Origin of the sequence: Bordetella sp. N, assembly GCF_001433395.1 — a bacterium.
Lineage (GTDB): Bacteria > Pseudomonadota > Gammaproteobacteria > Burkholderiales > Burkholderiaceae_B > Bordetella_C.
In genome coordinates this window covers 931,208-944,443 of record NZ_CP013111.1, presented here as the reverse complement: position 1 = coordinate 944,443, position 13,236 = coordinate 931,208, and the positions used below count along the sequence as shown (strand labels likewise).

Below are 13,236 nucleotides of genomic sequence, written 5' to 3'. Positions count from 1 at the left end.
ATTGCCATTACTTGAACACTCAGTGGAGCACTCATGAACAAGAATCAGGTTTTACGGAAGGCCCTCGCGTCGGGCGAGCTTTTCACCGCCATGTCGGCGCACAATCCCCTGGCGGCGAAACTCGCGGAAGAGGCAGGCTTCGGCGGTATCTGGGGCAGCGGTTTCGAACTGTCGGCAAGCTATGCCGTGCCGGATGCCAACATCCTGTCGTCCGGCACGCATCTTGAGATGATGCGCGCCATCGCGTCGGTCGTATCCATCCCGCTTATTGCCGATATCGACACGGGATTCGGGAATGCGGTGAACGTCAGCTACATCGTGCCGCAGTACGAGGCCGCCGGCGCGTCCGCGGTGGTGATGGAAGACAAGACCTTTCCCAAGGACACCAGCTTGCGCGCGGACGGGCGGCAGGAGCTGGTGCGCATCGAGGAATTCCAGGGCAAGATCAACGCGGCCAGGGATGCCCGCAAGGACAAGGACTTCATGGTGATCGCCCGCACCGAGGCGCTGATTGCCGGGCTGGGACAAGCCGAGGCCATCAAGCGCGGATTGGCCTACGAAGAAGCCGGCGCCGACGCCATCCTGATTCACTCCAAGCAGACCACACCGGACGAGGTATTGGCCTTCATCGATGCATGGCCGGGCAAGGTGCCTTTGGTTCTTGTGCCGACCGCCTATCCGGAGCTGACCGAAGCCGACATCAAGGCATTGGGCAAGGTCGGCATCGTGATTTACGGGAATCACGCCATCCGGGCAGCGGTCGGGGCCATGCGCGAGGTCTTTGCGCGGATCCGGACGGACGGCGGCATCCGTCGGGTGGACAAGGACCTGCCCACGGTAGCGGAGATCATCCGGCTGCAGGGCGATAAATACATGCGCACGCTGGAATCGCTGTATCTGCGCTAAGCGCGCTGCCGAGAAACCGAGAAACCATGTCGTGAGATCTCGGCAGCGTTCGCGTGCGCTCAGATATGAATTCCGCCAGCCACCTCGATGCGTTGCGCGTTCACCCAGCCGAATTCGTCGGATAACAATCCAGCGATGACCGGGCCCACGTCTTCCGGCAAACCGGCGCGGCCCAGCGCTGTATGTTGGGCTATGGCGCTGTTGACCTGGGGGTTGTCGCGCACGATGCCGCCGCTGAAATCCGTGGCGATGGGGCCCGGCGCGACAACGTTGACGGCGATGCGACGCGGTGCGAGTTCCACGGCCATGTAGCGCGTCAGCGCCTCGACCGCGGCCTTGATGGCACCGTAGCCGATCCGGCCAGGCATGGAGAAACGCGCCAGGCCCGACGAGATATTCACGATGCGGCCGCCGTCGTTCATCAAGGGCAGCAGTTTCTGCGTCAGGAACAATACGCCCTTGAAGTGGACGTTGTAGAGCGCGTCCATTTCGGCTTCCGTGATGGATTCAAGCGTGGCGCTGGACGACGTGCCGGCATTATTGGCCAGATAGTCGAACCGTTGCACGCCCAAGGTGGCCAGGGCCTTGCGCACCTGCTCGACGAAGCCGTCGAACGAGGCGCTGTCGCCGACGTCCAGCGCCAGTGCGATGGCCGGAGCGCCCGCTTGCGCGGCCAGGGCGACAACCTTGTCTGCTTCTTCCCGGTTCGTCTGGTAGGTGAAGATGGATCGCACGCCGCGCTGCGCAAGGCGCAGCACCGCATCGCGGCCTATGCCCCGGCTGCCGCCGGTGACAATCGCTACTTTGAAAGTGGACATGAAAATGGACTCCCGGTGAATTCGAGCAGGGTCGCTCATGGGAAGTCATTCTGTTCCCCAGCCCCCATGGACGTGAATACCAGATCGCGGCGATTTCTTGCCTATTCCTGCCGCGAACAATAAGATGCTTCAGTCCCAACGAAGAGACGCGGTACATCATGGAAGAATTGGCGGCAGCCATCCTGCGCTTTGCCGACAGCCAGACCGGGCTGAGTCCCTACATCACGCCGATCAGGACCATGGCGGTCATGCGGACCGACCATCCCAAGCCGCCGGCGCACCTATTGATGCAGCCCGCGCTGTGTATCGTCGCCCAAGGCGCCAAATGGGCCAGCTTCGGCGACAGGCAGTTGGCCTACAAGGCCGGGCAGGCGCTGGTGGTGGGTGTCGAGACGCCCTCGGTGGGCCGCGTGGTCGAAGCCAGCCCGGGAAAACCTTGCCTGGTCCTGGCGGTTGAACTCGATCTGGCGGTCATGCGTAGCGTGGCGGATGACATGCGTTCTCCGCCTGTTCCTCGCCAGGAACCCGCGCTAGGCGTATTCGTCACGGATTTCCAGGGGCCATTATCCGATTGCGCCTTGCGCCTGATGCGGCTGCTCGATACGCCGGAAGCGATACCTACCCTTTATCCGGTGATCATGCGGGAGATATGTTATTGGCTGTTGTCCGGGCCGCACGGCTCGGAGATTGCCCGGATGACCTTGGGACGAGGGCCGTCGCAACGGTTGCTGGACGCCGTGCATGCACTGCGCGATCGTTTCCGGGAAACCCTGCGGGTGGCGGAGCTGGCGGCGATCGCGCAGATGAGCCAGACGGTTTTTCATCGCCACTTCAAGACGCTGACGTCCTTGACCCCTCTGCAATACCAGAAACGTTTGCGCCTTCTGGACGCACGCAGGCTGATGATTACCAGCGGCATGAACGCCGAATCCGCGTCCGTCGCGGTGGGCTATGAAAGCCCGTCCCAGTTCAGCCGCGAATACACCCGCATGTTCGGCACGCCGCCGAAACGGGATGCGATGAGCGTTGCGGTCTTTGAAAACCAGTGACCGATGCCCGGTTGGCAGAGAATGCATCCAGTTTGTTGGTGGACTTTGTTTATAGTGATCGCAGCTAAGGACTTTATGGAGAAGCGCTTTGACGCTGGAAGAGCAACGCCTGTTCATGCGCACCGGCGCGATGTATGACGATCTGACGCCTGAACTATTGCAGGCGCGCCAGCAGGCGGTTCTGCTGACGGACCGCTACAACCGCAGCTTCGGCCAGGCACCCGCAGAACGCGAAGCCATACTGCATGAACTATTCCAACGCATAGGAAAAGGCGTGCATTTCGAACCGACGTTGCGCTGCGAATTCGGCTTCAACGTCGTCATCGGCGATCGCTTCTATGCAAACTTCGACTGCGTCCTGCTGGACGGCGGCGGCATCACGTTTGGCGACGACGTCCTGCTTGGGCCGAAGGTCGGGATCTACACGTCCAATCATGCGCTGGATCCCCACGAACGAGCGGCCGGCGGGTGCTATGCCAAGCCTGTCCACATCGGCAACCGCGTCTGGATCGGCGGCGCCGTGCAGGTCATGCAGGGAGTGACCATCGGCGACAACAGCGTCATTGGCGCCGGCAGCGTCGTCACGCGGGACATCCCGCCCAACGTTCTCGCCGCGGGCGTGCCCTGCCGCGTTCTGCGTGAGATCACCGAAGCGGATCGGACGGGGTTCCGCTAGATATCATGCGCCGCGCAATGCTCCGCATAGCCTTGTTCGCGCTCGTCGTCGCGGCGGCGCGTTGGGCCTGGCCGCTCGCGCCGGATGCCGTTCGCGCGCCGTGGCATATGCTGCGGCTGGCGTGGCAGGAGCCACCCGCCGCCCTGCCGATGCCGGTGCGCGGCATCACCGCCAGCCGCATCGCCGACACCTGGGGGGGAGCCCGGTCCGGCGGCCGTCGCCACGAAGGCATCGACATCTTCGCGCCGCGTGGCACGCCGGTCTTGGCGAGCACCGAAGGCATCGTCACCCGCATCGGCACCAACGAGCTCGGCGGCAACGTCGTGTGGGTCATGGGCCCCGGCCGGCTAATGCATTACTACGCGCACCTGGAAGGCTATGCCGACATCCACCGCGGCCAGCTGGTCCAGCCTGGCGACGTGCTGGGCTTTGTCGGCAACACAGGCAACGCCCGTGGTACCCCGACTCATCTGCACTACGGCATATACGGCAACGGCGGGGCGCGGAATCCCTATCCGCTGCTCAAGGCAGTACGTTAAGACCGTGTCGCCCGCCAGACGCTTGCCAGCCAGGGTTGTTGGTCCCTGGGCAGGCCGGCGGGGCGGTAGTAGTGGGTGATTTCCTTGAAGCCGGCGTGTTCCACATAGGCGCGCCATGTGTCGATGTCGTGATACGCGCCATAACGGCCGCGATTCCAGCCTTCCTCGTTGGCGCCGCGAGGATTCGACGTGAAAAGGACGCCGCCCGGTTTCAAGGCAGCTCGCAGGTCGGCAAGCACGCGCGGAAGTTCCTGGCTGGGAACATGGAACAACGACGCGTTGGCATAGATGCCGTCGAAAGACGCGGCGGGAAGATCCAGCGCCAGGAAATCCTGATGCCAGACCTCGCAGTTCGAGGCCTCGCGCGCCATCTCCACGAACCGGCTCGCGCCGTCCAGGCCGACAGCTTGATGACCCAGCGCTGTGAAAACGCACAGGTCCCGCCCCGGACCACAGCCGAAATCCAGGATGCGATACGGCGACTGGGCCTCGATATTGTCCAGCAGCGCCGCGATGTTCTGACTGACATCGTGATCGCTCGTGCCGACACGGAATTCTTCCGCGCGCTCTTCATAATGGTGCAGCGTCTGCTGCGAGATAAGTTTCAGGTCTTCGGGGTCCAACGGCATGCGGGGCCTCACGGGAACAAGGGGGCTGAGGCCGATTGTGACACGGTGCCACGGCCATCAGTGCCAGCCTGGCCATGGACAATAGGAATGGTTCTCGTTAAGATTGATGCCCTAAACGTTGCCCGGGGCGCCACGCACGCAGAGCCGTCGGTGTCGCCCAGCGCCAACAAGCCGCCATGGCGTCTCGATGACGCTGTGATGATCAAAGGGATGACATGCCCGAAGACCACCTCCACCAAAATCACCCGGACGAAATCCCCGACCGCTCACAAAACATCATCGCCGGCCTCGAAGCGCAGGTCATGCAGTTGCGCGCGAGCGTGGTGGCCAAGGAAACCGCGCTGGCGTGGGCCCACGACGATCTGGAAGCGTTGCGGGTCGCGGTGCCTGATCTGCCGAAGCGCGTGGCGCTAACGCGGCGTGTTGCCGAACTTGAAGCGCGTGTCGTCGATCTATTGCGCGCCGCATCCTCCCCCGAGCGTGGTCGACAGCATGAAGATGCCGTCAAGGAGGCCGTACGCGTCCCCCCCGCAAGGGAAGAAGTCATTTTATGGGTGGCCCGGAATCGCGCGGCGGAGTGGACCGAACACGCGTTGGATACCCGGGGCAACCGGGTACTCCACTCAGACGGCAGCGACGCCTCGTCGCTGGAAGCCGGCCTGGCCGACGCCGAACTGGTGGTCTGCCAGACAGGCTGCGTCACCCATCAAGCCTGGTGGCGCGTGCAAGATTTCTGCACGCGCACAGGCAAGCAATGCGTGCTTGTCGACCGCCCCGACGCCTTACGTGAAATGTTCGCGTCCGCCCTGCCCCAAAAGCTGGTGCAGCTCGCCGACTAGCAACAATGAAAAGCAGCCGCGCCTACTCGGCACTTGCATCATCGTGCTGACGTAACGTACGCCGGCGCGCGCCATCCAGATGATGGCGCAGCAATTCCGACGCGTAGCGCAGATTGCCCTCCCTGATGGCATCCAGGATGGCCAGGTGTTCGCGGCAAAGACGGTGAATATGCTCCACCGGAATCTTGTAGGCGAGCGCCTGCTCCCGGAACAGGCGCAGATTATTCTGCTGGCGCACCGACGCCAGAAAGTGCGTGTTGCCCGACCACGATGCCACGGCCTCATGAAAATCTCGGTTGCGGGCCAGCCATTCGTTACGGTCGATCTGCGCCGCGCCCAGCATGCGCTCGTGTATGGCGTACTGCGTGCGCCACGCCTCGTCGTCGACCGCGTAGCTCTGCTGCAATAAGGCGCCAGGCTCCAGCACCATGCGGAATTGCAGACTCTGATCCAGGCTTTCCCGCGTGTCGAGGGTCTCGGCGAACAGCCACCCATGCCCGCGCTGCTTCTTGACCAATCCCTCCGACGCCATCTGCATGAGCGCCGAGCGAACAGTCCCCCGCGGATAGTCATATCGCTCATAAAGCTCGGCCTCGGAAACTTCCCTGGGCAGCCGATTGAGCGCGCGATCGCGCCGGATCGCATCGTAAGCCGACAGCACCTCCGACTCCGGCAGATCCAGCAGCTTGCTTCCAAGCGCCGCGCTATTGGTCAGGATGAAACCCTGGCCATGGCGCGCTTCGACATAGCCAAGCGATTCCAGCACCGCCAACGCGGCACGCACCGGCGTACGGGACACCCCCAAACGCCGGGCCAGGGCGAAATCGCTGATACGCGCGCCGTCCTGCCAACGCTCGTCCACGGCCAGATTGACGATCTGGCGAGTCAACTCCGCCCGCAGTGGACTGATCGCGACATTGTCCTGTTTCACGGTTGCTGCGCCCCATCCAAGTCAGGCGCGAATTATATGGCGCATTCCAAGTGTTCTATAAATTTCTAAAAAACATAATCCGCTGACAAAACGGCTCCTCATGGAGATGAACAGCGCTAGACCATAGAAATTCAAAATGAAGCTCGTTGGTAGTAGCCCTAGTTACCCCGCGGCAAACGATGTCTTTTAATCATTCAAAGAACACTTTTGACCCCATGAGGTCCCCATGACTGCCGCCCCCCGCCTACATCCCCCACGCGCCCCCGATCCAGCCACCCGCTGGCCCGATGGCGCGAAAACCATCGTCAGCGTGACCATTCACATCGACGGCCCGGCCGTTGAAGCCGGCCAGGGGCTGCCCCCGGCCGGGATTCACAGCCGCGGCCGCTACTCCATGCGACGGGGCATCCCGCGCTACCTGGACATGCTCGCGCGCCACGGCATTCCCGCGTCCTTCTTCGCCTGCGGCTACGACGTCGAGCACTATCCGGCGCCGCATCGGGACATCCTGGCCGCCGGCCACGAGATCGCCGCTCACGGCTATCAGCACGAAGCCTGGGATCTTGGCGACAACGAACCCACGCTGCTGGAGAAAACCCACCGCATCATCCAGGACAAGCTGGGGATATCGCCCGTGGGCTGGTGCTCCCCATCCGGCCGCAAAAGCGCGCGCACCATCCCCACCTTGCAGCGACTCGGATACATCTACGACGCCAGCGAGAAGGATCTGGACGAACCCTATCTGCTAGGCGGCAACGCGGACGAGCGCGCCACTTTCGTGACCCTGCCGAACAACACGGTGTCCCTCGACGACGCGCCGGTCTACAACATGGGCCAGGCGCTGCCCGACGAAATCTACGAGAACTGGGTGGCGGAGTTCGAAGCCATCCGCAAACATGAAGGCTATGTCCAGCTGACCGTACACCCCAAGGCCGGCAACGGTTCGGGCACCCCGGCACGCGCGCGCACCGTCGACCGCTTCTTCACCTATCTGAAGCAAGCCGCGGACGTCAGATTCGTCACCATGCAACGCCTGGCGGAGCACTGCCTGCAACACCAAGGCAACTGGAGCACCATGATCCGCTCGCAGGAGAACCCGGCATGACGACACCACGCTACGCGCTGATCACGGTCAACGTTCACGGACTCGGTCCGGAAGAAGTCGATACGCCGCCCGAGAGTCTCTACGGCCGCTTTGCCCACGGGCGCTACACGTATCACATAGGCCTGGAACGCATGCTGGATTTCCTGCGGGGCAACGGCATCCGGGCGACCTTCTTCTGGCCTGTCGTCGAGGCCCGGCGCTGCCCGGAGTTGCTGCGAATCTGCATGGCCGACGGCCACGAAATCGCTTCGCACGGCATGGCCTTCGAGAACCTGCTGAAACTGGGTGACCAGGAAACCGCACTGTTGACGCAGGCCAAGCAGCAACTGGAAGACCTCTGCGGCCAGAGCGTCGTCGGCTTCCGCGCGCCCGAAGGTATCGTTTCGACGGCGACCATGGGCATCCTGCAAAACCTCGGCTACCTCTATGACAGCAGCTATGTCGACGACGACGCGCCCTACTCGCTCGTCTCGGACAACGCGCCCGGCATGGTGGAACTGCCGTGGAGCGAGGGATTGAGCGATATCACCCACTTCCGCAGGCGGTTCACGCAAGGGCGCGCCGCGCTGGCCCTGCTGGCCGAATTCCAGGGCTTGATCGAGGCAGACGGCTATGCCTGCCTTAGCCTGCATCCCCGCGGCGACATCGGCAGCGGCCGTGCCGCCAGATTGGAAATGCTGCAGCAGCTGATCGATGCCATGCGCGCGTCAGGCGCACAGTTCACACGTGGGGTGGACCTGGCGCGGCAGTGCCTGGCCGACGGGGACGTCAAATGGCAAGGGCGCACGCGCGCCGTTGCCGCGTGGGACTGACAAGGCGAGCGATCATGACCATGACCCGAAGAACCGCACTGAAGGCCACGGCCGCGGCGCTGCTGCTGACACCAGGCATGCGCGTGCTGGCGGCCACCGACGACAGCCTGACCGTCGTCCTGACCTCCGACATTCGTGGACTGATGCCGGGCAGCGGCCCTGACATTGCCAGCGGCACCGTCCGCCAGCAAATCTACGAAGGCCTGGTGTGCTGGCGTGCCGACGGGTCGGTGGCACCGATGCTGGCGCAATCCATCACCCCTTCGGAAGATGGCAAGCGCTACAAGTTTGTATTGCGTAGCGGGGTGCGTTTCCACAATGGCGCACCGTTGACGGCGAAGGAAGTGGCGTGGACATGGGAACGGTATCTGGATCCCAAGACAGCATGGGCCGGCCGCGCCACGTTCGACGGCAGCAACGGGATAAAGGTCGTGGCCGTCCATGCCATCGATGACATGACCGTCGAGTTCGAACTGGCGGCCCCCAGCGCGGCCTTCCTGAGCGCGCTGGCGCGTGCCGACCTGGACAGTACCGGCATCGCTCACCCCGATTGCCTGGACAGCACGGGCGCCTGGAAGCAGGCCATCGGCACGGGTCCTTACCGGCTCAAGGAATGGCGCCCCAAGGAACTGGTCGAACTGGAGCGCTTCGAAGGCTATCAATCCCGCAGCGAGGCGCCCGATGGCCTGGCGGGCGCCAAAAAACCGCTTGTACAGCGCGTGATCCTGCGTGTCGTGCCCGATCCCTCCACGGCGGCCGCTGGCGTGCGTTCAGGCGCGCTGGACCTGTACAGCGATGTGCCGCCAGATCTCTATGGCACGCTCAAAAACGCAAACGGCGTACGGACCAGCACCGTGCAGACCGCCTCGGTCCTGACCATTCCCATCCAGACCCGCGATCCTTTGCTGAGCGACGCACGCATCAGGCAGGCGCTGAGCAAATCGCTGGATCGCCAGGCACTGGTGCAAGCGCTGACCGAAGGCACCTCCCGGCCCACCGCATCGCTGGTTCCGCCAACCAGCAAGCTATACGGGGAAGTCCAGAAGCGCGGGATGGAACTGGATCTGGACGGTGCGCGCAAGCTGCTCGCGGAAGCCGGCTATCGGGGCCAGCCGATCACTCTGTTGACCAGCAAGCAGAACGTGCTGATGTCGAATACGGCCGTCGCGTGCCAGGGCCTGTGGCAGGCCGCGGGCATCAATGTGCAAATCGAAGTCATGGAGTTTGCGGCGCTCTATGACCGATATTACTCAGGGCGCTACCAGATGCTCGTCTGGAATGTGACCGCCTACCTGGACCCCATCTTCGTCTTCGACCGTTTCATCGGCGACAAGAACAAGCAGGTCGACCGCGTCTGGGATGACGCCGGCGCTCGCCAACTGCTGCATCAACTGTTCGAGGCGGGCGACGACGCGACGCGTCAAAAACTGGCCGACGCCCTGCACGAGCTGTATCTGGCGCAAATGCCCATGCTGGTGTGGTCTTCGCGCGGCCAGATCGATGCCGTCGGCCCGCGCGTCGATGGGTACGCAGGCTGGCCGGGATCGAAACCACGGCTGTGGAATGTCTCGGTGAAAGGTAAGGCTTCTTAGGACGAGTGCGTCACCGCCCCCGCAGCGCGTTAGCTTCCAGCCGCTCCGCCAACATCGCGAGCGAGGTATCGAGACGGCTGAGCGCCGCGCGCACCGGCGACCTGCTGCCGGCGTCAACGAGCAGGCCGGCAGGAACAGCGGCGGATTCGCCCAGCAGCGCTGAAATCCGCTGATCCACTCGCCCCGCATCGTGGACCAGCTCGGCGTGGCCCGTCCCGTCGGTCGACACTTGCGCGCCAGCCAGGGCGTGGGCGGCATCCACACAGGCAAACAGCGCGCTCATCGGACGCTCCGCGGTCGCGCGGCGCGGAAAAAGACGGCCGGTGGTCAGCGGCAGCAAGGCGCGTCGATAGTCGACCACCTGCCGGTCCAGCCGGCGGATGGCCGCCACGACGGCTTGCCCATCGCGGGGCGCCGCCACGCTTGCTCCCACGGCTTCACGCAGTGTCCGCAACACCGCCAGCCGGGACACCTTGACCTGCTGTCTGGTGGGAACAGGCAACACAAAGACGGCTGTCACGATGGCCGCCGCAACACCGAGCAGCGTTTCGCCCAGGCGCAACATCAGCACCGGCTCAGGCGCGTCGCCGAAGGAGCCATAGATCAGGCCCAGCAGTACGGTCACGCAAAAGATCGCCACGCCATAAGAAACCGCGGCAAGGTAATACATGCCGAAGACAGCGATCAGCATGATCGTACATTCGACGGCGATATTGTCCTGCGACAAGGTGGCAAGGCCCAGTCCCGCGAAAAGCCCGGCGATGGTGCCGACGACGCGATGCGCGCCCTTATGGATGATGTCGCCGCGCGTGCGGGCATTGATAAACACGACATAGACCGCGATCACGGCCCAGAACCATCGCTGCGGAGACAAGGCGGTTCCCGCCACCATCGCGATCAGGGATGCCAGGGCCGCTTGGGCGGCGGCCCGCCAGGCCAGCAGGCCGGTCTGCATCGAAGCAGGCACGGGCTCCTTCGGCACGACACGGGCGACCGCGGCACGCAGTTTCGCGGCGGCCCGCGACAGCGCTGCCAGGTCTTCCGTGAAGGGATCGGACGAGGCATTCGACGCAGATCGGCTCAGGCGTCCCACATGCATGCGCGCCGCGGCCACTTGGATGCGGCTGCGCCGCCGGCGGTCGTTTGGGGCGTTGGCTTCCCCGGGCATCCGATCCACCAGGCGGCGCAAGGCCTGCTCCAGATCGAACAGATGCGTCTGCACATCGCGCCGTGACACCTCATCCAGCAGGACCAGCTGGTCCTCCGCGGCCAAGGCGGCGCGCTTCAACCTGCCCATTTCCCGCATCAGGCGGGGGGAACCGGCGGAGCGGCGGTCTGCGGCGCGCAGGACGGCGCCTGCCCGTCGCATGACGGACCGGATGGCCCGGCCCAGGATGACCGCTGGACGCAGGGGAAGAATAAAGAAACAGACGACGAAGACAACGGCGGCGCCCGTCGCCAGACCGCCCAACTGATACGGGATGGTGGCGGGCGGCAGGTGCAGGTAGAGGCCGACATAGGTCAGCACGACAGCGATCAGGCCCATGCCCACCGCCCGCGGATGCCAGGTTCCAACCAGGGTGGTCACGAAAACCAGGGCCAGGAACAATACCTCTCCAAACAGCGGCTCAGCATGGATGAAGGACGTGATGATCATGGCCACGGCGCCGGTGGGCACCAGGGTCAGGAAGGTGGTCAGGCGTGCGCGGCGCGTCAGGTCGCGAATGACGAATACGCTGACGATGCTGAAGACAGCGCCGAATGCGAACTCGATGATGGGGTGTCCAGTGACCTTGGCAAAAAACACCAGCAGCGTGACGGTGAGCCCGACCGACAGGGCTCCCCTACAGGCGAGTGCCAGGTTCAATAAGCCGGGATCTGAATCGACGATGATGTCGTGCAGCTGTCCAAACTGACGGCGGATGCCTCGGGTGTAACCCGAAGATGACCGTCTTATGTCCGCGTGCCGCGAATTTTGCTTCCCCTTCCCTTTCTTCCTTCTGATGCGCGCGGTCACTGTCGAACTCTGAGGTTGCCTTAGACGTTGGTATTTGAAAATAGCACGATTGATGCAGCGCAACCTGACGGATTCCTGCTCAGCCGGGCGCTAGAATGGCCCAAACAAATGACAGATACTTTGGAGACACTTGCCGCCATGACCTCCCCCGCCTCTGCTCAATCCGTTACTGACGCGTCCGCCTACGACCTCATCGTGTTGCCCGGCGACGGCATCGGCAAGGAAGTCACCGCGGAAGCGGTCCGGGTATTGGAGTGGTTCGCCGCCAGACGCGGCATCAATGTGAACCTGCGCCATGAACAGTTCGGCGCCGAGGCCTATCACGCCACCGGCCATTTCATCAAAGAAGAGGTGTTCGCCGACCTGCTCAAGGTCGACGCCGTCCTGTTCGGCGCTTTCGGTGGCACCCTGGAAGCCAATCCCATTCCGGCGGATATCCGCCGCAAGTTCGGCCTGCTGCGCATGCGCCAGGCCATGGGCCTGTTCGCCAATGTCAGGCCGGTCAAGGCGCTGAACACCCTGTCCAAGGTGTCGCCCCTGCAGCCCCACGTCAGCGCCGACGTGGACCTGGTGGTCATACGCGAACTGATCGGCGGCATCTACTTCGGCGAACCCCGTGGCATCACGCAGCTTGAAAGCGGCGAACGGCGGGGGGTCAATACGCAGGTCTACACCACGCACGAAATCGTGCGCATCGCCGACTTCGCGTTCGCGCTGGCCGCCACGCGGCGCGGCCACGTGACGTCCGTGGATAAGAGCAATGTCATGGAAAGCAGCGTGCTGTGGCGCGAAGAAGTGAAGAAGCGCCATGCCCGCTACCCGGACATCGCCTTGGACCACCTGTATGTGGACGCCTGCGCCGCCGAGTTGATCACCCGCCCCAGGAAGTTCGACGTCATCCTGACCGACAACCTCTTCGGCGACATCCTGTCCGATGCGGCTTCGGCCATCACGGGATCGCTGGGCATGCTGCCGTCCGCGTCCTTCGGCGCGGAGCTGCGGCCTGGGGTCCGGCGTGCCTTCTACGAACCCGTCCACGGCAGCGCGCCCGATATCGCCGGCAAGGGCGTGGCCAATCCCTGCGGCGCCATCCTCAGCCTGGCGCTGGCCCTGGAAGGCACGTTCAAGCGCCCGGAAGATGCTCGCCTGCTGGAGCACGCCGTGGATATCGCCTTGCAGCGCGCCCGCACGCGCGATCTGGCCGACCCGTCGCTGCCCGTGGTGTCCACCCGGGGCTTCGCGGACGAAGTCATCAAAGCGCTCGATGAGGCGGATGGCGCGATCGGCTAAACCGCGCGGGGCGGAGCACGCGAGCCAAGGCAG

13 protein-coding genes are annotated in these 13,236 nt (G+C 63.8%); 9 read left to right on the top strand and 4 right to left on the bottom strand.

Features of this window, described 5'->3' with window-relative positions; all coding sequences use genetic code 11:
- Positions 1-33 precede the first annotated feature (33 nt).
- Positions 34-906, top strand: a complete 873-nt coding sequence (locus ASB57_RS04090; RefSeq protein ID WP_057650786.1) for a phosphonopyruvate hydrolase — start codon at positions 34-36, stop codon at positions 904-906.
- Positions 907-965: 59 nt separating this feature from the next.
- Here ASB57_RS04090 and ASB57_RS04085 read toward each other — a convergent pair whose 3' ends face one another.
- Positions 966-1,724 carry an SDR family NAD(P)-dependent oxidoreductase gene (locus ASB57_RS04085; RefSeq protein WP_057650785.1) on the bottom strand — a complete coding sequence of 253 codons (759 nt, stop codon included), beginning with the start codon at positions 1,722-1,724 and terminating at the stop codon, positions 966-968.
- A 158-nt stretch (positions 1,725-1,882) separates the two neighbouring features.
- On the opposite strand from ASB57_RS04085, the gene ASB57_RS04080 reads away from it, so the two are divergent.
- The 3 genes from ASB57_RS04080 to ASB57_RS04070 all read left to right on the top strand — a co-directional run bounded on the left by ASB57_RS04080 (position 1,883) and on the right by ASB57_RS04070 (position 3,988).
- The gene (locus tag ASB57_RS04080; RefSeq protein ID WP_057650783.1) at positions 1,883-2,773 is read left to right on the top strand and encodes an AraC family transcriptional regulator; all 891 of its coding nucleotides are present in this window, start codon (positions 1,883-1,885) and stop codon (positions 2,771-2,773) included.
- Between the two features lie 88 nt (positions 2,774-2,861).
- Positions 2,862-3,449, top strand: a complete 588-nt coding sequence (locus ASB57_RS04075) for a sugar O-acetyltransferase (RefSeq protein WP_082621358.1) — start codon at positions 2,862-2,864, stop codon at positions 3,447-3,449.
- Between the two features lie 17 nt (positions 3,450-3,466).
- Positions 3,467-3,988 (top strand): M23 family metallopeptidase, encoded by a 522-nt coding sequence (locus ASB57_RS04070; protein WP_057650781.1) that lies wholly within the window; start codon positions 3,467-3,469, stop codon positions 3,986-3,988.
- On the opposite strand, the gene ASB57_RS04065 is transcribed toward ASB57_RS04070, so the two are convergent.
- Positions 3,985-4,617, bottom strand: coding sequence for a bifunctional 2-polyprenyl-6-hydroxyphenol methylase/3-demethylubiquinol 3-O-methyltransferase UbiG (locus ASB57_RS04065; protein WP_057650779.1), 633 nt, complete (start codon positions 4,615-4,617; stop codon positions 3,985-3,987). The two genes, ASB57_RS04070 and ASB57_RS04065, sit on opposite strands and share 4 nt — an antisense overlap.
- Before the next feature lie 215 nt (positions 4,618-4,832).
- Between ASB57_RS04065 and ASB57_RS04060 the strand changes: the two genes are divergently transcribed.
- Positions 4,833-5,456: a DUF2325 domain-containing protein gene (locus ASB57_RS04060; RefSeq protein WP_057650777.1), complete on the top strand. Its 624-nt coding sequence runs from the start codon at positions 4,833-4,835 to the stop codon at positions 5,454-5,456.
- A 22-nt stretch (positions 5,457-5,478) separates the two neighbouring features.
- Here ASB57_RS04060 and ASB57_RS04055 read toward each other — a convergent pair whose 3' ends face one another.
- Positions 5,479-6,387, bottom strand: a complete 909-nt coding sequence (locus ASB57_RS04055; protein WP_057650775.1) for a GntR family transcriptional regulator — start codon at positions 6,385-6,387, stop codon at positions 5,479-5,481.
- Positions 6,388-6,613: 226 nt separating this feature from the next.
- On the opposite strand from ASB57_RS04055, the gene ASB57_RS04050 reads away from it, so the two are divergent.
- The 3 genes from ASB57_RS04050 to ASB57_RS04040 are packed head-to-tail and all read left to right on the top strand — an operon-like array spanning position 6,614 to position 9,896.
- On the top strand, positions 6,614-7,492 hold the full coding sequence (locus ASB57_RS04050) for a polysaccharide deacetylase family protein (RefSeq protein ID WP_057650773.1): 879 nt from the start codon (positions 6,614-6,616) through the stop codon (positions 7,490-7,492).
- A complete protein-coding gene (locus ASB57_RS04045) occupies positions 7,489-8,304 on the top strand; it encodes a polysaccharide deacetylase family protein (protein ID WP_057650771.1) in 816 nt (271 codons plus the stop codon). The genes ASB57_RS04050 and ASB57_RS04045 overlap by 4 nt, the downstream gene beginning before the upstream one ends.
- Before the next feature lie 14 nt (positions 8,305-8,318).
- Positions 8,319-9,896 (top strand): ABC transporter substrate-binding protein, encoded by a 1,578-nt coding sequence (locus ASB57_RS04040; RefSeq protein ID WP_057650769.1) that lies wholly within the window; start codon positions 8,319-8,321, stop codon positions 9,894-9,896.
- Positions 9,897-9,906: 10 nt separating this feature from the next.
- On the opposite strand, the gene ASB57_RS04035 is transcribed toward ASB57_RS04040, so the two are convergent.
- Entirely contained in the window at positions 9,907-11,763 is a 1,857-nt protein-coding gene (locus ASB57_RS04035) for an FUSC family protein (RefSeq protein WP_156414058.1), read from the bottom strand.
- Between the two features lie 288 nt (positions 11,764-12,051).
- On the opposite strand from ASB57_RS04035, the gene leuB reads away from it, so the two are divergent.
- Positions 12,052-13,203, top strand: a complete 1,152-nt coding sequence (leuB, locus tag ASB57_RS04030) for a 3-isopropylmalate dehydrogenase (RefSeq protein WP_057650766.1) — start codon at positions 12,052-12,054, stop codon at positions 13,201-13,203.
- Positions 13,204-13,236 lie beyond the last annotated feature (33 nt).